Genomic DNA, 21,004 nt, shown 5'->3' with positions numbered 1-21,004 from the left:
GTGTGTCAGGGTGAAATGCTGAAGGCGGGATTAACGCCGGGACGAGTACCGTCCTGCCGCACGGTACCCAATCTGGACGTGTTTACTGGCAGTGCTGTTGCAGCCAGTCAATGAGCGCTTTCTCTTCGAGCGTCATTTGACGGGAGCTGGCGAGGTCCCATAGCCGTATCTCATTGTCGGTATTCAGCGTGATTATCGCGCGACACTGACTTTGCAGGGCGGTCTGATGCTGGCGTTTAAGTTTGTTGCCGCTGCAATCCACCATCACGCTTAACTTTTCAATACGCTGGCGCAGTAGCTCCGCCAGCATCTGGGCCCGCAGGCCATCATCCTGACATTCACTGGTAATGACCACGTCAGGGTGAAAATGCCACAACGGATTATCTTTCTGGCTGACGGTCTGAATGAGTAACAACAGGCGCTCGATACCGATGGCAAAACCGCAGGCCGGCAACGCCTTCGGATTGAATAACTCCGCCAGGCCGTCGTAGCGGCCGCCACCGCAGACGGTACCCTGCGAGCCCAGTTCGTCAGTCACCCACTCAAACACGGTGCGGGTGTAGTAATCCAGCCCGCGCACCAGACGCGGATTGATGGTGTAGGGGATGTCGGCCTTATCGAGCAGTTCGCAGAGCAGCGAAAAATGGTGACGGGAGTCTTCGAACAGGTAATCCAGCAATCGCGGCGCCTGTTCCAGCATGGGCTGCATGGTCGGATTTTTGCTGTCGAGGATGCGCAATGGGTTGGTTTCCAGCCGTTTGAGGCTATCTTCATCCAGTTGCTCACGATGAGCATTAAACCAGTCAACAAGGGCGGCTTTATGGGCCCGCCGTTCGTCCGGCGTGCCCAGAGAATTAATTTCCAGCCTGACATGCGGGGTCAGACCCAACTCCTGGAACAAATCACGGACCATAAAAATCATTTCAGCATCGACGTCCGGCCCGGCCATGCCGAAGGCTTCAGCACCGAACTGCGTGAACTGACGCAGCCGTCCCTTCTGCGGGCGTTCATAGCGAAACATCGGGCCTTGATACCACAGGCGCTGGGCTTTGTTGTAACACAGATTATTTTCCAGTACCGCACGCATACAGCCGCTGGTCCCCTCGGGCCGCAGCGTAATCTGTTCGCCGCTTTTATCCGTAAAGTTGTACATTTCTTTGGCAACGATATCTGTGGCTTCGCCAACAGCACGTTCGAATAAGGCGACCGGTTCCAGCAGGGGTAAGCGGATCTCCTGGTAACCATAACGGTAGGTCAGACGACGGAATTTATTTTCAAGCCACTGCCAGATTGGCGTTTCGGCGGGCAGTACGTCGCGCATACCACGTATGGCTTTTAACTTTGCACTCATCGTTTATGACTCCTGATGCGAAATTCCCATATACTGTGCAGGTCTGGCGGGTTCCGGTTGGCGCTGCAACCCACCAGATTGTCCAGCGGGCAGCGGCAGTTTGCCGCTGCTCACTCTTATGCCGCCCGTTGCGCCAGGTCGGCAATCACGTCATCGATCAGCGCATCAATCCGGGAACTGTCCAGGTGGTGAGCGGTGGTGATCAGATGGGCCACGTTGCCGGACGTTGCCAGGCAGTGTTTCTTCCATACCCATTCAGAAGGCTTCGGAAAGACCACCGTGATGGAGTTTTTGTGGCACAGCGCGTCAATACCTGCTGCTTTAAAGCGATCCACGGCGTATTTCGCCATGTTGAGGCTGTGACCAATGCGGCGATGCCATTCGGCATCGGTATGGCTGCGAACGGCGGCCCACATCATCAAAGGGGTATGACCGTTGCGTGACCCTGAAATCGTTTTATCGTGGGCGGAGATGTAGTCGATCTCTACGCTGATACGGTCGACGTTGGCTTTCTTGGCTACCACAATGCCGCATGGAATCGGAGAGCCGATCATTTTGTGTCCGGAAACGCCAATCGAATCGATACCATCCGCGAAGGTAAACGGTTGTGGATCCTCCACGAAAGGCAAGATCATGCCGCTTAGCGCGGCATCCGCGTGCAGATAGTAATCTTCACGTGGGATCCCCAGCGCAGCGATACGTTTCTGTATCTCAGCGATATTATCAACAGCGCCGCGTACCGTTGTGCCAATATTGGCGAAAATGATGGGATGGCGTTCGCCTGAGGTCCTGATTTTATTGATCAAATCGTCATAATCCATTTCTCCGTCTGGCTGAGATTCCACCAGTTGCGATTTGATACGCAGCAGTTTGACGATTTTGGCGACGGAATAGTGAGTATCTTTTGAATAGTAGAGCGTGCCTTCCGGGAACAGTTCTCTTCCCAGATAGCAACCAAACATATTACTTTCTGTGCCGCCGTTGGTGACATAGCCCCAGCTTTCCGCAAAGGGGATTTTGAATATGCCGGAGAAATACTCCATGACTTCTTTTTCAAAGTCGAAAGAGTTGAGTAAATAGTTACAGTACTCCCCCCAGTCACCACAGTTATTAATTGAGAAACGCAGAAAACGCTCCAGCATGGTGTAATCAAAATCAGCAGATTCAGGGTAGCCAATATTAAAGTAGCGATTTTTTACACAGTATGACCAAAATGCATCGAGTTTATTTTGATCGGCAATAGATAAAGACATATGAATCTCCATATTTATGTTGGTGAATAAAATATTATTTTTGAAGGTAAAGAATATCCTGGCCTTTTTTATTACGTCCGGCCGCGACAAAAGAAAACAGAGGAATGGTTACCATCATCATAATCGTGCCCCAGAAAATGGAATCGGTACCCGAACCGAGCAGGGCGAATATACTGTAAATCATACCGATGACGGTCAGGACGCAATAAAACATAAAACCACGTCCACGGTTGAGCTTTTTAGAAACCATGATGATAGGTAGCGCGATAATGGCATACATATAAGGCAGCAGGGAGGCAAATACCGACATCAGAATCACCACCTGGAACTGTTTGGCGAGATCGGGGGAAGCCGTCAGTAACAGCACCAGACTCATCAGCACGCCAGAAATAATCAGACCTTTCATCGGGACATCATTTTTATTGGTCTCGGCGAAAATCTGCGGAAATAACCCCTGTTTCGCCCCGGCCCGCGGCCCTTCTGACTGTAGAATCAACCAGCCGGAAATGGAGCCAAAACAGGCGATAATACTCAGCGCGGAGGCGATGTTGCCGGCCATATCGCCAAACATATAGCGTGCCGCATCGGCGAATGGGGCGGCAGATTTGACCAGTTCGGCGTGGGGAACCAGGCCCATGATAACGGTACAGCTACCGACGTAACATACGGAGGCAATCAGCAGACCATATACGGTTGCGCGAGGTACCGTGCGTTCAGGATTTTCCACCTGTCCGCTGGAAACCACGGCGGATTCCACTCCTAAGAAACCCCACAGCGCAATGGAGGCCGCGGAGACGATCGCTGAGCTGTCGCTGTTGCCCGTCCCGTTGTAGACTTCAGAGAACATTTTCGGGTCAAACCAGAACCAGCCGACAATGCCCACACCCAGTACGACGACCAGCATGCAGCTGGCGGTGAAGGACTGCGCGCGCCCGGCCGTTTTAGCCCCCAGGCTGCCTAAGGCAATAAATGCCCACAGAATAGCGATAGCGGTGATACAACCGTAAACCGGATTATGCAGCGCCGGGAAGAAGTAGCTCAGATAGCCGACCCCGGCGACGAGGAGCGCGACGTTGCCAATCCAGGCGCTAATCCAGTAGCAAATCGTCGTCTGAAAACCGATGAAAGGGCCAAACGCATCGCTGGCATAGGCCACGATCCCTCCCGCGCGAGGGGTAATGAGGCTGGTTTTAGCGAAAACCAACGCCAACGCAATTACGCCAATAATAGTAAACAACCATCCCCATAGTGAAATATATCCCACTCCGGCGAGATTGGTCGGCAACATAAAAACACCGGAACCCATCATATTTGATGCGGTCACAAGGGTTAGTGCCGTTAACCCCATTTTTTGCGCAGTACCCGCGCTGACGCTTCCCATATATATCCCCTCTGTATTAAGTAAATGCTTACTTGGTTATTAAACGCATTTTTTCACAGGGCAGGGGTGGGAATATGATCTACATCATTTTTTGAAAATGATGTGAGCGAATACATATTAATTTCGGTATATTTTTTAAACAGTGATTAGGTAATTCACTCCGTCCCCTTTTTTATTTAATCATCAAGGTTAGTGGTGATTGTGTAATAAATAACGGGAGGGCTAATTTTTATAGGCGAGCGCTACAGTGAGTGGCTGCTGATTTTTTTGGATGCAAAAAAGAAGGGGCAAAAGCCCCTTATTTTTACTTCAACGTACCTAATTATTAAGTTTCACCGCTCTACAGGTGGTTTACTGGACCGGCTGGTACTTTTCGCCATGCTGGCAAACACGCCGTCGCGGAATATCCATGCGTGCACTAATGCCGCAGAGAGATGTAGCAACACCACCGCAAAGAGCAGTTTAGCTAGCAGGCGATGGGCATCGTGAAACCAGGCAAAAAGCACCGGGCTGGTCGGGGTAATGGCCGGAAGGTTAAGCCCTTCAAACATAACAATTGGAACGCCCGCTGCCGACAGTTGCGCCCAGCCAAGCAATGGCATTGCCAGCATCAGCGCGTATAGCGCCCAGTGTGACGCTTTTGCCGCTAGTACCTGCGACCGTGAGAGCTCCGCAGGAAGAGGTGGCTGCCGGCTATAAAGCCGGTTGGCCAGGCGAATGAGCGCCAGCAGCAAAATAGCGATCCCCAATGGCCGATGTACATCCACCAACCAAATGCGATGGTGTAATGAAGTCATCATAGCGGCGCCGATGAACAGCATGGTCAGGATCATGATTGCCATCAGCCAATGCAGATATCTCGCCAGAGGGTTGAAATGCTGCGGCGCGCGCGCTTGCTTGTGGTGATTAGAGTTCATTTAACCTCCGTTTTTTGCACGGCTTCGGTTGCTTTGCCATAGCCAATTTCCCGTTCGCGACGGCTCCAGGAATGTGAATAGGCGCCAGAGCGCGCATTTAAGACGGGATCGTTAGAGACCTCTACTCCAGCGGGCACGATGGAAGGATCAAAGTTAACGTCACGGCAGGCGCCTTCGGCTTGGGCGACGAGTTGGGTGACTTTGAGCGTACCGGCGACGACCTGCTGGCGATCGTTTGGCCATGGCTGCGAAGGGTCATCCACCGCGTCGCCAGCTTGGGCGAGTTGCAATACCAAATCCCAGTAAATAGGATGCTGAGAAAGTCGCTGCTGTAATTGTTCGAACAGGAAGTTATGGTCGGCTTTCTGTCGCTGTTCATCAGCGATAGAGACAAATGGATCGTGTGGCCGCATCATCCAGCGTACGGGCTGGCGCTGGCTGTCGGCGTTCACGAGATAGAATGCGTTAATACTATAAAATGTCGCCCCGGCAAAGCCGCCTGGCGCTGGCTTTTGCGCCGCCCACTGTAAATATTTACTGGCTTCCGGGTAGTCCTGTAAAAATGCCGCGAGACGCTGCGGATCGGGCTTACCGGTGGCCGGGTCGACGGCGGTGGCCTTCTTCATGGCAAGAAAGCCCTCCGGGTTTCGGGTGGCGAAGTAGGGCTCGTTGTTCATTGCCATGCGCCACTGCTGTTTATCGTCCGTTTTCAGTAGCAGCGCCATGCTCAGGGTTTTCGTTGAGTTATCAGCCGCGTGTGGATTACCTGCGCCAATGGAGAATCGCCCGACAACGGGGGTTTCCGACTGTGAAAAGAGCCGCGCGGTGGAATAAGAAACGGCTGGAGCGGCTGGTTCGAACGTCCCGCTAAAACAGATCCCTTTGCCGTGCGCCCGGCGAAACCCGGCAGGAAACGGCTTGTCTGGATCGGGGACTAATGACTGGCTGGTGGTTCGCGAGCCCAGCCAACCAGAGGTCCAGGCGAATGCCGCTGCCGTTGCCCCGACGATGACCGCGATCGACGCCAGCGCGCGCCAGGTATTTTTGGATCGGAAATCCAGTTTTGACATAGACGTTTCCATCGTTAAGTTTTATTTCACGTCACGCGAGATATATCGCACGCAACACGTTTAATATCGTGAGAATATAGGGGGTGTTGATATCTGAATGCTGCCTTTATATCTTTTTGTGCTGCAAAGATATTGCTTCTGGAAATTATTGTTTATAATAAAATCATTGTGATTTAGTTGGTTACGTTTTTTCTTTAACCGCTTTTTAATTTCTTCATTAAGTATCATGATAATAATTATAATTGGTGCGCGAACGAAATAAACAATATCACGAAAAGTTTATACTTCTGTTCAGTTAACGTGATAATAAAAAATGTCATTATCTGCGCTGGTTGGTCGGCATTACCAACCCGATTCAGGGTATAGTGAAAGCCAGAGTGGTCTCGGGATACATTGCCTTCAGCGTGACGAGGGTAATGTGTTGAGCGAAACCTCTATGCCTGATGGATTTCACTGAAAAATCAAAGCGATGAATGATAAAAAATGGATTAAAGCAGAAGACGTGGCGAAACTCGCCGGCGTTTCCCGTTCAGCCGTCTCCCGTGCTTTCACGCCTGGGGCCTCGGTGTCGCCGAAAACCCGCGCCAAAGTGCAGGCCGCCGCGGAAGCTCTGGGCTACCAGGTCAATATCATCGCCCGTACGATGAACACCGGCAGCAGCAACTTTATCGGCATCATCACTTCAGGGTTCGATAACCCTTTTCGCAGTAAGCTGCTGGCGCCGCTGATCCACCAGCTGGCGCTGCATGGATTTATGCCATTGTTGATGAACGCCGATGATCCGCAGCAGTTAGCTCCTTCGCTAAAACATCTTCTCAGCTACCACGTCGCAGGCGTCATTATCACTTCCGGCGCGCCGCCGCTGGAGCTGGCTGAGGAGTATCTTGCACGAAAAATCCCCGTTACGCTTATCAACCGTCACGCTGAACTTCCCGGCTGCGATCGCGTCAGCAGCGATAACGCGCTCGGCGGGAAACTGGCCGCTGAGCTGTTGCACGCAGGCCAGTGCCGGGACGTCGGTTTTATTGGCGAAAATCGTGACAATTTCAGCACCCGGCAGCGCTACGAGGGGTTTATTCAACATGCCAGCGGGCTGGCTGTTACGCCGCATTTCTGCGAAACGGGCGGTTATCAGTCCGGTTTTGCGGCCGCTCGCCGGCTCGCCGCGGAAAGGCCAGGATTGCAGGCGCTGTTTTGCGCCACCGATATGCTGGCGATTGGGGCGATGGATGGGCTACGAGCGGATAATCCAGCAGCCGTCCTGCCGGCAATTATTGGCTTCGACGATATTCCCCAGGCGGAGTGGCAGCCTTATCAACTTACCACTATCCAGCAGGACACCACGCTGTTGGCTTATCACGCGGTGGAGATGCTGGTTAGCCGGATCGCCAAATTCAATCAACCTTCACGTCACCGCGAAGTCGCTGTGAAATTAATAATTCGTAATAGCGCTAAATGAAAAATTCATTTTATGATGAATCGATCACAGAATTATCGCTAAAATACATCCACACTCACTGCGCTCTTCGGGGCTTTTTTAAATAAAATTGCACACGTGTGCAAAAGGAGTGAATGATGACATCACTGGATTCCTCTGCGCTACAGACCCGCTATCGCCTGGCCTGCGAGCTGGCGAAAGCGGGTGCCGAGCTGGCTTTCGAATACTATCAGCAGCGCGAGGCGCTGGCGGTAGAGCATAAGGGCAATGACCTTCAGGACGTGGTGAGCGTGGCCGATAAACGCGTAGAAGCCTTTGTTAAGCAGCGCATTACTGATGCGTTTGCGGAGGATGGTTTTCTTGGCGAAGAGAGCGGTACGCAGATGCCGGACGCCAGGGTGCTATGGGTGGTTGATCCCATTGATGGCACCAGCTGTTTTTTGAATGGGCTGCATACCTGGTGCTTGTCGCTGGCGATCGTCGTTGACGGCGAGCCGGTGGTTGGCGTCGTCTACGATCCCAACCATCGTGAACTGTTCCACGCGCTACGGGGCCATGGTGCCTGGCTCAATGAGACGCCAATTCGCCCACATCCCGCAGCAACGGTCAAAGAAGGGGTGATGGGCGTCGGAACGTCGCATCGGGTGACGCCGGCGCAATTCCTGCCTTTTCTTGACGCGCTGCTCAGCGATGGCGGCATGTTCATCCGCAATGGCTCCGGCGCGTTGATGAGCGCATGGGCGGCCGCCGGGCGCCTGATTGGCTACTACGAACCGCACATGAACCCGTGGGATGCCTTACCCGGTCTGGTGTTGATGCGCGAAGCGGGGGGCGTCGCCAACGACTTTCTGGCGCAAGAGGGGATTCGTCATGGTAACCCCCTCCTGCTGGCCAGCCAAACGCTGTATCCCCAACTCAAAAATATGATTCTTCAACCATTACATTAACCCTTACAGGTTCGGGCTGTTTCTGATTATGTACCCTACACAGTAACGATAACGACCCTCACGGACGAAGCACATCAATCAGTCAAGCCTCCGACCGTCGGAGAAACTATTATGTCTGGAATTATTCATTTTTTCCGGGCGTCGCCGCCGCAAGCGGGCGCCGCGTTTGATGAAAAACGTTTTCGCCGGGTACGTTGGCAAACGTTTATTGCTATGACCCTGGCCTACGTGACGTTCTACGTCTGCCGCTTATCGTTCACCGTGGCGAAAAGCGCGTTGGTGGAATTAGGCATTACCCCAACGGAGTTGGGAATGATTGGCTCGACGCTATTCTTTAGCTACGCCATCGGCAAACTGGTTAACGGTTTTATCGCCGATCATGCCAACGTGGTGCGCTACATGAGCCTTGGGCTATTGCTCAGCGCCGGGATGAACCTGCTGATGGGCATGACCACCAATGCCATGCTGCTGGCTATCTTTTGGGGGATCAACGGCTGGGCGCAGTCGATGGGCGTCGGTCCTTGTGCGGTTTCGCTGGCACGCTGGTACGGCTTTAAAGAGCGGGGAACGTTTTACGCCATCTGGTCGACGGCGCATAACATCGGCGAGGCCATGACTTACATGGTGATCGCCGCAGTGATCGCGGGTTTTGGCTGGCAAATGGGCTACCTCTCCACGGCTGCGCTCGGCGCCGCTGGCGTGGTGCTGTTGCTGCTGTTTATGCGCGATTCGCCACAGAGCAGCGGCTTTCCCTCTATTAACGTGATTCGTGATGAACCGCAGGAAGAGACTGAAGCGCGGGGATCGGTGTTCAAAAACCAACTGCTGGCATTGCGTAACCCGGCGCTGTGGACGCTGGCGCTGGCATCGGCATTTATGTATATCGACCGTTATGCGGTGAACTCGTGGGGGATCTTCTTCCTGGAGCAGGATAAAGCCTATTCCACCCTTGAGGCTTCTGGCATCATCGGCGTTAACGCGATCGCCGGTATCGCCGGGACCATCATCGCCGGCATGCTCTCTGACCGCTTTTTCCCGCGCAATCGCAGCGTCATGGCTGGATTTATCAGCCTGCTGAACACCGCGGGTTTCGCCTTAATGCTCTGGTCGCCGCATAATTACTACACCGACATCCTGGCGATGATCGTCTTCGGCGCGACCATCGGCGCGTTAACCTGTTTCCTCGGAGGATTGATCGCCGTCGATATCTCTTCACGCAAAGCGGCGGGGGCAGCGCTGGGAACCATTGGTATTGCCAGCTATGCCGGGGCAGGGTTGGGCGAATTTCTGACCGGGATCATTATCGATAAAACCGCGATCCTCGAAAACGGGAAAACGCTTTATGATTTCAGCACGCTGGCGTTGTTCTGGATAGGCACCGGATTGGGTTCTGCGTTACTCTGTTTTACCACCGCCGCCATCGTCGCCCGACGCCATGCCGTCGAACGGCAGACTTCATTCTCCTCATAACCGATTAATCGATAAGGAAGATTTTATGATGCCTGCAAGACATCAGGGCCTTTTGCGCCTGTTTATCGCCTGTGCGCTGCCGCTGCTGGCGATGCAATCCGCCGCCGCGGCGAACTGGCAACTGGAAAAAGTGGTGGAGTTAAGCCGCCACGGCATTCGTCCGCCAACGCCCGGCAATCGTGAAGCCATTGAAGCCGCGACCCAGCGTCCATGGACCGAATGGACCACCCACGATGGGGAGCTGACCGGACATGGCTACGCTGCGGTCGCCAATAAAGGGCGTGCGGAAGGGCAGCATTATCGCCAGCTTGGCCTGCTGCAGGGGCAATGTCCCAGCGCGGAAGATATTTATGTTCGCGCCAGCCCGCTACAGCGTACCCGGGCAACCGCACAGGCGCTGGTAGATGGGGCATTCCCCGGCTGCGGCGTGGCGATTCATTATGTCAGCGGCGATGCCGATCCGCTGTTCCAGACCGACAAGTTTAGCGCGACGCAAACCGACCCCGTCCGCCAGTTGGCGGCAGTAAAGGCGAAAGCCGGCGATCTGGCTAAGCGTCGGCAGGCGCTGGCGCCGACGATCCAGTTATTAAAAGCCGCGGTTTGCCAACAGGATAAACCGTGCCCCATTTTTGATAAGCCCTGGCAGGTGGAGCAAAACCAAAGCGGTAAAACCACCATAAGCGGGTTGAGCGTGATGGCCAATATGGTTGAAACGCTGCGTCTGGGCTGGAGTGAAAACCTGCCCTTAAGCCAATTGGCGTGGGGGAAGATTACCCGCGCCAGCCAGATCACAGCCATTCTGCCGCTGTTAACGGAAAACTACGATCTCAGCAATGACGTGCTGTACACCGCGCAAAAGCGCGGCTCGGTGCTGCTCAACGCGATGCTGGACGGAGTGAAAGCGGACGCCACGCCGAACGTACGCTGGCTGCTGCTGGTGGCTCATGACACCAATATCGCGATGGTGCGCACGCTGATGAATTTTAGTTGGCAATTGCCCGGTTACAGCCGGGGCAATATTCCGCCGGGCAGCAGTCTGGTGATAGAGCGCTGGCGCAACAGCAAAAATGGCGAACGTTATCTGCGCGTCTATTTCCAGGCGCAAAGCCTGGACGACCTGCGACGCCTGCAGATGCCGGATCGTCAGCACCCGATGCTGCAACAGGAGTGGCGTCAGCCTGATTGCCAGCAGACCAGCGTGGGCACGTTATGCCCGTATCAGTCCGCGCTGGAGGCCTTAAGTAAACAGATCGATAAAAGCGCGGTACCGCCGGTGAATATGGTTCTTTAATCAGCGCAAACGCCATAATCCTTAGCGGAAATAGGACGGATTATGGCGTATTGCTTAAAAGTGTTAGTGATTCGAGTAATTACAATAAACTCGAATGATATTTTAATACTATTGATTGTAAATAGTTAATAAAACAGTCACATTCTACTTGCTACGTCGTGTTTTCCGCCAATAAGTATTAGTCAGGCACCTACTCACCTCACCTGATAAAATTTAAATTCAGGTGATTCTGAATATTTTAAGTCTTTATGTAACGTGTTTATTAAGTTGTTTTTGGATTTTTTAGGAAAATATTTAGAGGGAAGGGATTGTTCATCACCTACGTGTTGGTTACCATTTTAAAACTCAATCCTTTGATGATAAGGAGAAAATAACGCTACTATAAACACTCACAACACAGATGTTAGTTGATTCAGTAAATGAACAATGTAGTGGTTTGATTTATATTACTAATATAAGCATTGATGCTAAGGGTTTTATTTATTCTTTGTTATAGTATCTATTAAATCATATCATTAATTTATAACGGCTTCGCTTGATATCTTCTTCATTGAGAACATGAAGTGCGTATCTCTTTAGCGAATTGAAATAAGGAACCCCCTGGATGGCATCAATACCTGTGGCTGGGCCAGGAATTGGAGTTGTGAGAAATAATATGAAGGATGCACGGAATTATGGGCAGTCAAGAGGACTGGCACTTCCTAAAACTTATTACTGGTTCTATCAAAAAGTTAGAAATAAAGGGCCTTGGGATTATAAACAGTTTGACCCATATTGGGCAGAGTTTGGCAATTTTAACTTTGGTGCAGCAGGGTATGCAGCTGGTATCCTTTCCGGAATCCTCTTGGTTGGTGCAGGATGGGCACAAAAGCGCGCAGGAACTTCCAGACCTGAATGGGGAATATGGTATAAAGATGCACCTTATGGTGATGATCCTACTGATCAATACTGGATAAGAGAGGGCATTAAATATGCGATTGAGAACGGCTATTAAATGGTTACATGGTCTGCTCACGACCATACTCCTGATGATGGTTATCGGTTTCATGACATCAACTCCCGGAAGTGAACAGCGTTCTGAGGATAAAGTCATTACATCACAACAATTGGATAGCCATACCTGGCTTTATGTCACTGGTTTTAGCGGTGGTGGGGCAACAGTAGCAGATTCTTATCGTTACTACCTTACCGGTAAGATTGAAGGTGATGCTGCGGCCGAGCTGGCGAAACAGATTCCGTTCCTTATTGCTGCTGGTAGTGGCGCAAACGTCAGCGTAGAGGGAGAGGTAATAAATATCAGCTATAGTGGACGCGTTTTTTCATTCAGTAATTCGATTGTTTATGAATATAAGGGAGAAACATTCAGGCCGCAGGTGAGTTTTCAGGCCCGAAATTAGGGAGACAATGATCTCATTAAAAGGAGCCCTCCTGGCCCGTTATTTATCCACATCATCCCCTTTTCTTCAGCTATTCACCTTCATCGCCATAATAGAGCTTGCCGATCTTAATTAGCGGTCGGCCCTGGGATTTACGGTGCAGATTGCTATCGCGCAGCGAGTAGACGCAGCCGCAGTACTCCTGCTGGTAAAAGCGCTCGCGCTTGCTGATATCGATCATCCGCGAGGATCCGCCCTGTTTACGCCAGTTATAATCCCAGTAGACCATGCCTGGATAATGCCCGGCGGCGCGCTCGCCGCAGTCGTTGATTTGCTGCATGTTCTTCCAGCGTGAAATTCCCAGCGAACTGCTGATAACGCTAAAGCCGTGCTCGTAGGCATAGAGCGCGGTGCGTTCGAAGCGCATATCAAAGCACATCGTGCAGCGCACGCCGCGCTCGGGTTCCCATTCCATCCCCCTGGCCCGCGCGAACCAGTTATCGGTGTCATAATCGGCATCGATAAACGGCACACCGTGTTTGTGCGCAAAACGAATATTCTCTTCCTTGCGGATTTCATACTCTTTCTGCGGGTGAATGTTGGGGTTATAGAAGAAAATGGTGTAGTCGATACCGGAGGCCTGAATCGCCTCCATCACTTCCCCGGAGCAGGGAGCGCAGCAGGAGTGGAGCAGCAGTTTATCGGCTCCGTTGGGCAACGTCAGCTGTGGGCGCTGGAACTCGGACATCAAGTCATTCCTGAAGTAAATACATCCAGCGCCAACTGTAGCATGTTGAAGGGCTGCTATCCTTCCCCAGAAATGTCAGGCCGCGCAACCTCACGCGGCGCTGAATTCATCTCAAATTAACCTCTCACGCCGAGATAGCCGTGGATCGCCATATAGATCCCCACCGCGCCGATTAGCACGCTGGAAAAGTAGGGGGCCCGTCGGGCGAGCGTGTTAAAACCACTCCAGCGTTTGGCCACCTGGCGAACGCTTACCGCCGCGCCAACGCCGACGGTTACCAGCGTCAGCGCCAGGCCGATGCTGAAAGAGAGGACCAGCGTCGCACCTAAGGTCAGGGCTTTGAGCTGGATGCAGATAAGCAGTACGGTGATCGCCGCCGGGCAGGGGATCAATCCGCCGGTCAGGCCGAACAGTAAGATCTGCCAGTTGGTGACCTCCCGGCCGTCGAAGCGACGTTGAATATCGTTCGCATGGGCCCGCTCGTGGGCGTCCTGATAGGCCTGACTTCCTTCCTCAAGGCCGTCCAGTTCATGATGATGATGTTCATGAAACGCCAGATCATAATCGTGGGTATGGCGCTGGTGGCCGAGCGTCAGGCGTACGTTAAAGTCATGCGGTTCCGGGATGGTCTGCGCGGATTCTAAATAATCGCCTTTATCAACAAAAGAGAACATCTGCGCGAAGCTGCTCCCGCTGCGCCGTGTCGCCAGTGAGACATCGCCAGCGGCCCATCGGTTGCCACTTAGCGTGCGTATGCGCCAGCGCGGCGGTTCTCCTTCTTCGAAGATGGAAAGGGCGATTTGACCGTGGCCGGTGTCGACGATCTGGGTTTCATCATCATGATGATGCGCATCCCGATCCTGCATGGCCTGCAGCCAGTTACGTTCACCGCGCCAGGTGCGCCAGAACATCCATATTGCGGTACCGAGAATGATGAACGCGGAAACCAGCTGTAGCCAGGGTTCAGCCGCTTCGGCGGTAAATTTCTGGCTAAAATACATGCCGCCAAAGGCGATCAGCCAGACGATGGCGGTATGCGAAAGGGTCGCGGCGAGGCCCAGCATCACCGCCTGACGTACCGTGCCTTTAATGGCGATGATGAACGCCGCCATCATGGTCTTTGAATGGCCCGGTTCCAGACCATGTAGCGCGCCTAACAGAATGGCGCTGGGAATGAAAAACCAGGCATTGCCCTGCTGAAGTAAAGGTAAGAATTCGTTCATAAGAAGAGAGTAGGTTGTCGTTGGTGAACGGGATTCTACTCCCCCCCAGTATAAGATACTACCCCCCAGTAGATTACAAACCTATAATTGAGGCATTGAGTTCGCCAGTGAGGTTAACGTGTCGCATACGATTCGGGATAAAAAGAAGCTGCAGGCCAGAGCCAGCAAGATTGAGGGGCAGGTGAGCGCGCTGAAAAAGATGCTGGATGAGCCGCACGAATGCGCCGCCGTGCTGCAGCAAATTGCCGCTATTCGCGGAGCGGTAAACGGGCTAATGCGTGAAGTGATCAAGGGCCATCTGACGGAACATATCGTTCATGAAGGCGATGAAGTGAAACGTGAAGAGGATTTGGACGTGGTGCTGAAGGTGCTGGATTCCTATATCAAATAGCGGCCACGGATAGCGCCGGCGGCGACAGACGCGCCGCCGGCTTCAGCATTAGCTGTGTTTGTTTTTCATCTCAAAACGCGGTGATACCAGGCCGTACAGCGTCCAGCCCATAAAGGTCACGATCGCGCCGTAGAGCATCGCCTCTTCGCCGGAGGAGTACAGCGCATAGAAGCTGTATACCGCGCCGATAAAGGCAATCACGTTGGTGGATCGCGCTTTGCCCGGTTCCACATTGGCCATTTTCTGGATAATCGCCAGCGCGGCCATCGACAGAATGTACGGGATGATGTTAGTCACCACCGCCAGGTTAACCAGCACGTTGAACTGGTTGCTCAACGACGGGCTAATGGTCATCAGCGACAAGCCGGTTTGCAGGATAACGATGGTCAGCATCCCCTGAATCGGCGCGCCGGAAGCCGAGACGCGGGAGAAGATTTTCGGGAAGTAACCTTCGTCAGACGATGATTTAAAGACCTGCGCGATGGTGAACTGCCAGCCGAGCAGCGAACCGCAGCAGGACATCACCATCAGCCCCATAATCACTTTCCCTACGCCAGGCGTGAACATCTGGGCAAACGCCAGGCCAAACGGCGCCGTGGAGTTAGCCAGGTCCATGTTCGGCACGATCCCGGCGATGACGTTGGTCGAAACGATATAGATAACCGCCGCGCCGAGGGTACCGCCGAGTACGGCGATCGGCACGTTACGTTCCGGGTTTTCGACCACATCGGTGTTGGCGCAAGCGGATTCCAGACCGAGGAAGGCCCACAGCGTCATGGCGATTGACGAACCAACGGCGCCGAAGAACGGTACGTGGTGCGGGTTCCAGGACTCGACGTACATCGTCGGGCTAAACCAGAACCAGCCGATGATGCACAGGCCGACAACCGGAATGATTACCCCCCATACGGTGATGCTACTGATCTGGCCGGTAATACGCGCGCCGCCGAAGTTGGCTACGGTACAGATCCACAGCACCCCGATAGTCGCCAGGCCAATCTGCACCGGCGACAGGGTGGCGCCGAACAGCTCGGTGCCGTAACCCACCGCGGAGATAGCGATAGCGACGTTGGCGATCAGCAGCGAGACGCCGTAGGTATAGTTGGCCATAAAGTTGCCAGACTTGCCGAACGCGTACTCGGCGTAACCGCCCATCCCGCCTGATTTACGGCTAAACATCCCGCATTTGGCGAAGGCCCACGCCAGCGCCATCGATCCTACCGCCGTCACCAGCCAGGAGATGATGGAGATAGTCCCCACCTCCGCCAGCTTGGTGGGCAGCATGATGATGCCGGAGCCCATCATGTTGACCATGGTTAAGATGGTGAGCTGTACCACTCCCATCTTGTTACTGGATTTGCTCATACAGTTTCCCCTTTCAGCAGCGCGCTTTGTTTCTCGCTTTCCGCGATGACATAGCACCAGACCTGTTTACGGCCATCGTGCTCCTGGATATAAACCCCCTGCAGTTCCGGCGCGAAGCCCGGCAGCAGGTTGATCCCTTCTTCCAGTGCGGTGAAGTACTGCAGCACCGCGCCGCCCCAGACTTCGCCCGGAACTACACACAGCACTCCCGGCGGGTAAGGCAGGGCGCCTTCAGCGGCCACGCGGCCTTCGGCTTGCGGCAGCGGCACCAGATCGACCTGGCCGCGCAGATAGGCGTAGTTAGCCTCTTGCGGGTTCATCACTACGCGCGGGAAGTGATCTTTACGGAACATCTCTTTTTGCAGCTGTTTGACGTTGTGACGGGCATACAGATCATGCATTTCCTGACACAGCTGGCGCAGGGTATAACCGGCATAACGCTCTTTGTGCTGGCTGTAGATAGACGGCAGAACCTCCTGCAGCGGCGCATCGGCGTCGAGCAGCTTATCGAAGCGCGCCAGCAGGGCGACCAGCTGCTGCAGTTTGGCCATATCTTCCGCCGGGGTCAGCAGGAACAGAATGGAGTTAAGGTCGCATTTTTCCGGTACCACGCCGTTTTCACGCAGGAAGTTGGCGAGAATGGTGGCCGGTACGCCGAAGGCGTCATATTCGCCGCTGGCGGTATTGATCCCCGGCGTGGTCAGCAGAAGTTTGCACGGATCGACGAAGTACTGATGCTCGGCATAACCGTCAAAGGCGTGCCAGCGTTCGCCTGGGCCAAACTCGAAGAAGCGCAGGTCAACGGCGATTTGCGCGGTTTCATATGACTGCCACGGTTTACCATCGACCATTTTTGGCACAAATGGACGGATGTGCTTACAGCTTTCAAGGATCAGCTTACGCGCCTTGATGCCGTTCATAACGCAGTCCATCCACATGTTGCGGCCGCTCTCGCCTTCATGCATTTTGGCGTTGATATCCAGCGCGGCAAACAGCGGATAGAACGGGCTGGTGGAGGCGTGCATCATAAAGGCGTTATTCAGACGTTTATGCGGAACATAGCGCTGTTGCCCTTTGATATGGCTGTCTTTTTTATGGATTTGCGAGGTTTGGGAGAAACCGGCCTGCTGTTTGTGCACCGACTGGGTCACCAGAATGCCCGGATCGTTTTCGTTAAGCTCCAGCAACAGCGGCGAACAATCAGCCATCATCGGAATGAACTGTTCATAGCCGACCCACGCGGAGTCAAACAGGATGTAATCGCACAGATGACCAATTTTATCGACCACCTGACGAGCGTTATAAATGGTGCCGTCGTAGGTACCTAACTGGATCACCGCCAGGCGGAACGGGCGGGCATCCTGTTTCCGATTCGGCGCCACTTCCCCAACCAGCTCGCGCAGGTAGCGCTCTTCGAAGCAGTGGGCGTCGATACCGCCGATAAAACCGTACGGGTTACGCGCGGTTTCCAGATAGACCGGTGTCGCCCCGGCCTGCAGCAGCGCGCCGTGGTGGTTGGATTTATGGTTGTTACGGTCGAACAGCACCAGGTCGCCCGGCGTCAGCAGCGCGTTGAGCACCACTTTGTTAGAAGAGGAGGTGCCGTTGAGCACGAAGTAGGTTTTATCGGCGTTAAAGACTTTTGCCGCATGCTGCTGGGCAATGCATGGCGCCCCTTCGTGGATCAGCAGGTCGCCCATGGCGACGTCGGCGTTGCACAGGTCGGAGCGGAACAGCGTCTCGCCGAAATACTCGACGAACTGATTACCGGCCGGATGACGGCGGAAGAATTCCCCCCCCTGATGCCCCGGGCAGTCAAAGGCGCTGTTGCCCTGTTTAACGTAATCGACCAGCGCGCTAAAGAACGGCGGACGCAGTTCGGTTTCATATTTATGCGCAGCGGCTTCCAGCTGGCGGCCGTAAAAGTCGTTGCGGGTTTCGTCGTGTTCAAATACCCCCTGCACCGAAGCCATATACTCGGCCGGGACAACCTCTTCTTTATTAATAGCGATAAATACCGGGATGTTATAGCCGGTGGCCTTTAACTCATCGAGTTTACCGCATTCGATATCTTCCAGGGTTAATACTACCGCGGCCACATCAATAAAGTTGGTTTCGCTAGTATTGACAATATTACGCTGGGTAGAAAAACAGTTTGGACATGTACGGCTAACGGCAATTTTTAAATCAGTCATTGTTATCTCTTTATTTTCAGATAATAGCAGGCCCTCAATTTCTCGAATGAGAAATTGATTACGCCGGACAAAAGGTAATAGTCTGCCGCTGATATAATAAATATCAGTAGAGTACCTTTTGAGATGCAATAAACCCTACCAGTCCGGTGGCTGGTAAATAGCAGGATTTATTAGGGCGAGCGCGGTTAGCTACAGGCGAATGCCTGTATTAACAACAAAAGATGCAGGAAGACCTGTATGCTGAAGCGCCCGTAGTCGGAAGACTACCGGGCATTAAAGAAATGAAAATCGAAGCTGTTACGGTGAGCAAACATCATAATATGCGTTGTCCGCCTTATGTGTGGCATCATCCTGTTATTGTTTTCCATGATATACACCTTTCAAATGATTGACTGAAGGTATGGCATATTCTATATCCGGCTTAGACTTAATCTGTGACGCCGATCACTAATAGCCTCTCATTATGATATCAATAGCTGGTATTTTGATCTTATCCAACATTATTCACTGGTTTGTTGTTTATATGTAAATATATTGTGTTGCAATGTAGTTAAAATGAATAATGGCCGGTTAATCATTGCGTTATTTCAGCCATATGACGGAAATATGTCGTATACTCGGGACTTTCTGACTTCTATCCCCTTAACATTATGTTTATTAAGGATTAAGAGGTTCCTGTAGTACGAAAGAACGCTGTCAATCATTATCCCTTTATTGCCAACATAAAATCTGGGAAAAGAGAGCCTGGTCGAGTTTTCATCTAAAAGATATCGCTCAGGGGCTAGACAAAACCACCGTCTGGTTATCAAATGGTTAAATAAAATTAACGCCTGTGTGAACGATAGGCAGGTAGAAAAAATGGTCAATACGCTTTTCGGCATGACAAAGCGCTAAGATCGCCTTATTGGGAGAAGTTATGCATTCCTCTGTTAACAAAAATGAAAGCCGGACCTTCTTTGGTCACCCTTACCCTCTGGGATCGCTGTTCTTCACCGAAATGTGGGAGCGATTCTCGTTTTATGGCATTCGCCCGTTATTAATCCTGTTCATGGCGGCCACCGTCTATGACGGCGGTATGGGCTTAGCCCGTGAGAACGCGTCGGCCATCGTCGGCATCTTCGCGGGCGCCATGTACCTGGCGGCGCTGCCGGGCGGCTGGTTGGCGGACAACTGGCTTGGCCAGCAGAAAGCGGTATGGTACGGCTCGATTCTGATCGCGCTGGGCCATCTGTCGATTGCGCTGTCAGCGTTTATGGGCAACAACCTGTTTTTTATCGGGCTGATGTTTATCGTGCTTGGTTCCGGCCTGTTTAAAACCTGCATCTCGGTGATGGTCGGTACGCTGTATAAGAAAGGCGATAGCCGTCGCGATGGCGGTTTCTCGCTGTTCTATATGGGTATCAATATGGGGTCGTTCATCGCGCCGCTGATTTCCGGCTGGCTGATTAAATCCCACGGCTGGCACTGGGGCTTCGGCATCGGTGGTATCGGTATGCTGGTGGCGCTGGTGATTTTCCGCCTTTTCGCGGTCCCGGCAATGAAACGCTACGACAGCGAAGTGGGTCTCGACTCTACCTGGAATAGTCCCGTCGCGAAGAAAAACGGCGTTGGCGCCTGGCTGCTGGCGCTGGCGGTCGGCGTGGCGGTGGTGATTACGCTGATTGCTCAGGGGGTGATAGTCATTAACCCGGTGGCGGTCGCCAGCATGCTGGTGTACGTGATTGCCGCGTCGGTGGTGCTCTATTTCATCTACCTGTTCGTTTTTGCGGGACTTAACCGTAAAGAGCGCGCGCGTCTGCTGGTCTGCTTTATTCTGCTGGTTTCCGCCGCCTTCTTCTGGTCAGCCTTCGAACAGAAACCGACCTCCTTTAACCTGTTTGCGAACGACTACACCAACCGCATGATTGGCGATTTCGAAATCCCGGCGGTGTGGTTCCAGTCGATTAACGCCCTGTTTATCATCCTGCTGGCGCCGGTATTTAGCTGGGCATGGCCGGCAATGGCGCGCAAAAACGTGCGCCCGAGCAGCATCACCAAGTTTGTTATCGGGATTCTGTGCGCGGCGGCGGGCTTCGGCCTGATGATGCTGGCGGCGCAGAACGTGCTGAGCAACGGCGGCGCTGGCGTATCGCCACTGTGGCTGGTGGGCAGCATTCTGATGCTGACGCTGGGCGAACTGTGTCTGAGCCCGATAGGCCTGGCAACTATGACCCTACTGGCGCCGGAAAGAATGCGCGGCCAGATGATGGGGCTGTGGTTCTGCGCCAGCGCGCTGGGTAACCTGGCGGCGGGGCTGATTGGCGGCCACGTGAAGGCCGATCAGCTGGATATGCTGCCGGATCTGTTCGCCCGCTGCTCGACGGCGCTGCTGATCTGCGCTGCGGTGTTGTGCGTGCTGATTGTGCCGGTGCGCCGTATGCTGGAGAACAGTAAATCCGTCGAGCAAAAACCGGCGACCAATGCCTGATTGCGCAAGCGGTCAATGAAAAGCCGGCGCTGAGCGCCGGCTTTTTTATAGTAAGCAGAGTATGGAAACGGTAGCCCGGATAAGGCGTAAGCCGCTATCCGGGGATTTCCCTGCTCGCGCT

18 protein-coding genes are annotated in these 21,004 nt (G+C 53.3%); 8 read left to right on the top strand and 10 right to left on the bottom strand.

Annotated features, from left to right (window positions below; genetic code table 11):
• Positions 1-82: 82 nt before the first annotated feature.
• The 5 genes from hisS to ABLU80_RS15005 form a co-directional block, all read right to left on the bottom strand.
• Positions 83-1,351: a histidine--tRNA ligase gene (gene hisS / locus ABLU80_RS15025; protein ID WP_348850138.1), complete on the bottom strand. Its 1,269-nt coding sequence runs from the start codon at positions 1,349-1,351 to the stop codon at positions 83-85.
• 116 nt (positions 1,352-1,467) lie between these two features.
• Positions 1,468-2,604, bottom strand: coding sequence for a histidine decarboxylase (locus ABLU80_RS15020; RefSeq protein WP_015369839.1), 1,137 nt, complete (start codon positions 2,602-2,604; stop codon positions 1,468-1,470).
• A gap of 34 nt (positions 2,605-2,638) precedes the next feature.
• On the bottom strand, positions 2,639-3,985 hold the full coding sequence (gene hdcC / locus ABLU80_RS15015; protein ID WP_015703377.1) for a histidine-histamine antiporter: 1,347 nt from the start codon (positions 3,983-3,985) through the stop codon (positions 2,639-2,641).
• A gap of 332 nt (positions 3,986-4,317) precedes the next feature.
• Complete coding sequence (locus ABLU80_RS15010; protein ID WP_348850137.1) at positions 4,318-4,902, bottom strand: cytochrome b/b6 domain-containing protein; 585 nt, start codon at positions 4,900-4,902, stop codon at positions 4,318-4,320.
• Positions 4,899-5,972, bottom strand: a complete 1,074-nt coding sequence (locus ABLU80_RS15005; RefSeq protein ID WP_348850136.1) for a catalase family peroxidase — start codon at positions 5,970-5,972, stop codon at positions 4,899-4,901. Before ABLU80_RS15005 ends, ABLU80_RS15010 begins: the two co-directional genes overlap by 4 nt.
• Before the next feature lie 502 nt (positions 5,973-6,474).
• On the opposite strand from ABLU80_RS15005, the gene ABLU80_RS15000 reads away from it, so the two are divergent.
• The 6 genes from ABLU80_RS15000 to ABLU80_RS14975 all read left to right on the top strand — a co-directional run bounded on the left by ABLU80_RS15000 (position 6,475) and on the right by ABLU80_RS14975 (position 12,515).
• On the top strand, positions 6,475-7,431 hold the full coding sequence (locus tag ABLU80_RS15000) for a LacI family DNA-binding transcriptional regulator (protein WP_163282125.1): 957 nt from the start codon (positions 6,475-6,477) through the stop codon (positions 7,429-7,431).
• Positions 7,432-7,547: 116 nt separating this feature from the next.
• Positions 7,548-8,357, top strand: coding sequence for an inositol monophosphatase (locus tag ABLU80_RS14995; protein WP_045363561.1), 810 nt, complete (start codon positions 7,548-7,550; stop codon positions 8,355-8,357).
• 111 nt (positions 8,358-8,468) lie between these two features.
• A complete protein-coding gene (locus tag ABLU80_RS14990; protein WP_015703372.1) occupies positions 8,469-9,827 on the top strand; it encodes an MFS transporter in 1,359 nt (452 codons plus the stop codon).
• A gap of 25 nt (positions 9,828-9,852) precedes the next feature.
• A complete protein-coding gene (locus tag ABLU80_RS14985; RefSeq protein WP_348850135.1) occupies positions 9,853-11,118 on the top strand; it encodes a histidine-type phosphatase in 1,266 nt (421 codons plus the stop codon).
• A 604-nt stretch (positions 11,119-11,722) separates the two neighbouring features.
• Positions 11,723-12,112 carry a polymorphic toxin type 44 domain-containing protein gene (locus ABLU80_RS14980; protein ID WP_072001140.1) on the top strand — a complete coding sequence of 130 codons (390 nt, stop codon included), beginning with the start codon at positions 11,723-11,725 and terminating at the stop codon, positions 12,110-12,112.
• Positions 12,090-12,515: a hypothetical protein gene (locus ABLU80_RS14975; RefSeq protein WP_045363552.1), complete on the top strand. Its 426-nt coding sequence runs from the start codon at positions 12,090-12,092 to the stop codon at positions 12,513-12,515. Before ABLU80_RS14980 ends, ABLU80_RS14975 begins: the two co-directional genes overlap by 23 nt.
• Before the next feature lie 70 nt (positions 12,516-12,585).
• On the opposite strand, the gene ABLU80_RS14970 is transcribed toward ABLU80_RS14975, so the two are convergent.
• Positions 12,586-13,242 (bottom strand): epoxyqueuosine reductase QueH, encoded by a 657-nt coding sequence (locus ABLU80_RS14970; protein ID WP_020078001.1) that lies wholly within the window; start codon positions 13,240-13,242, stop codon positions 12,586-12,588.
• 116 nt (positions 13,243-13,358) lie between these two features.
• A complete protein-coding gene (locus tag ABLU80_RS14965; RefSeq protein ID WP_015369852.1) occupies positions 13,359-14,465 on the bottom strand; it encodes a nickel/cobalt efflux protein RcnA in 1,107 nt (368 codons plus the stop codon).
• 118 nt (positions 14,466-14,583) lie between these two features.
• Between ABLU80_RS14965 and rcnR the strand changes: the two genes are divergently transcribed.
• Positions 14,584-14,856, top strand: coding sequence for a Ni(II)/Co(II)-binding transcriptional repressor RcnR (gene rcnR / locus ABLU80_RS14960; RefSeq protein ID WP_015369853.1), 273 nt, complete (start codon positions 14,584-14,586; stop codon positions 14,854-14,856).
• Positions 14,857-14,904: 48 nt separating this feature from the next.
• On the opposite strand, the gene potE is transcribed toward rcnR, so the two are convergent.
• From potE to speFL, 3 genes are all read right to left on the bottom strand, one after another.
• Positions 14,905-16,221, bottom strand: a complete 1,317-nt coding sequence (gene potE, locus ABLU80_RS14955) for a putrescine-ornithine antiporter (RefSeq protein ID WP_348850134.1) — start codon at positions 16,219-16,221, stop codon at positions 14,905-14,907.
• Positions 16,218-18,416: an ornithine decarboxylase SpeF gene (gene speF / locus ABLU80_RS14950; protein WP_015369855.1), complete on the bottom strand. Its 2,199-nt coding sequence runs from the start codon at positions 18,414-18,416 to the stop codon at positions 16,218-16,220. Before speF ends, potE begins: the two co-directional genes overlap by 4 nt.
• A gap of 263 nt (positions 18,417-18,679) precedes the next feature.
• Positions 18,680-18,784, bottom strand: coding sequence for a leader peptide SpeFL (speFL, locus tag ABLU80_RS14945; RefSeq protein WP_006819052.1), 105 nt, complete (start codon positions 18,782-18,784; stop codon positions 18,680-18,682).
• Positions 18,785-19,332: 548 nt separating this feature from the next.
• Between speFL and ABLU80_RS14940 the strand changes: the two genes are divergently transcribed.
• Positions 19,333-20,883 carry a peptide MFS transporter gene (locus tag ABLU80_RS14940; RefSeq protein ID WP_015369856.1) on the top strand — a complete coding sequence of 517 codons (1,551 nt, stop codon included), beginning with the start codon at positions 19,333-19,335 and terminating at the stop codon, positions 20,881-20,883.
• Positions 20,884-21,004 lie beyond the last annotated feature (121 nt).

Source organism: Klebsiella sp. CN_Kp104, assembly GCF_040064515.1.
GTDB classification, from domain to species: domain Bacteria; phylum Pseudomonadota; class Gammaproteobacteria; order Enterobacterales; family Enterobacteriaceae; genus Klebsiella; species Klebsiella aerogenes.
The sequence above is the reverse complement of the archived record's forward strand: the minus strand, read 5'-3'. Positions and strand labels throughout refer to the sequence as shown.

What these genes read in the sequence shown, in the direction of transcription:
- hisS (WP_348850138.1), bottom strand. Translation starts at nt 1,351, where the DNA reads ATGAGTGCAAAGTTAAAAGCCATACGTGGTATGCGCGACGTACTGCCC.
- speFL (WP_006819052.1), bottom strand. Translation starts at nt 18,784, where the DNA reads ATGGAAAACAATAACAGGATGATGCCACACATAAGGCGGACAACGCAT.
- ABLU80_RS15020 (WP_015369839.1), bottom strand. Translation starts at nt 2,604, where the DNA reads ATGTCTTTATCTATTGCCGATCAAAATAAACTCGATGCATTTTGGTCA.
- ABLU80_RS14970 (WP_020078001.1), bottom strand. Translation starts at nt 13,242, where the DNA reads ATGTCCGAGTTCCAGCGCCCACAGCTGACGTTGCCCAACGGAGCCGAT.
- ABLU80_RS14975 (WP_045363552.1), top strand. Translation starts at nt 12,090, where the DNA reads ATGCGATTGAGAACGGCTATTAAATGGTTACATGGTCTGCTCACGACC.
- ABLU80_RS14990 (WP_015703372.1), top strand. Translation starts at nt 8,469, where the DNA reads ATGTCTGGAATTATTCATTTTTTCCGGGCGTCGCCGCCGCAAGCGGGC.
- ABLU80_RS14985 (WP_348850135.1), top strand. Translation starts at nt 9,853, where the DNA reads ATGATGCCTGCAAGACATCAGGGCCTTTTGCGCCTGTTTATCGCCTGT.
- ABLU80_RS14980 (WP_072001140.1), top strand. Translation starts at nt 11,723, where the DNA reads ATGGCATCAATACCTGTGGCTGGGCCAGGAATTGGAGTTGTGAGAAAT.
- hdcC (WP_015703377.1), bottom strand. Translation starts at nt 3,985, where the DNA reads ATGGGAAGCGTCAGCGCGGGTACTGCGCAAAAAATGGGGTTAACGGCA.
- ABLU80_RS14940 (WP_015369856.1), top strand. Translation starts at nt 19,333, where the DNA reads ATGCATTCCTCTGTTAACAAAAATGAAAGCCGGACCTTCTTTGGTCAC.
- speF (WP_015369855.1), bottom strand. Translation starts at nt 18,416, where the DNA reads ATGACTGATTTAAAAATTGCCGTTAGCCGTACATGTCCAAACTGTTTT.
- ABLU80_RS14965 (WP_015369852.1), bottom strand. Translation starts at nt 14,465, where the DNA reads ATGAACGAATTCTTACCTTTACTTCAGCAGGGCAATGCCTGGTTTTTC.
- ABLU80_RS15005 (WP_348850136.1), bottom strand. Translation starts at nt 5,972, where the DNA reads ATGTCAAAACTGGATTTCCGATCCAAAAATACCTGGCGCGCGCTGGCG.
- ABLU80_RS15010 (WP_348850137.1), bottom strand. Translation starts at nt 4,902, where the DNA reads ATGAACTCTAATCACCACAAGCAAGCGCGCGCGCCGCAGCATTTCAAC.
- ABLU80_RS14995 (WP_045363561.1), top strand. Translation starts at nt 7,548, where the DNA reads ATGACATCACTGGATTCCTCTGCGCTACAGACCCGCTATCGCCTGGCC.
- potE (WP_348850134.1), bottom strand. Translation starts at nt 16,221, where the DNA reads ATGAGCAAATCCAGTAACAAGATGGGAGTGGTACAGCTCACCATCTTA.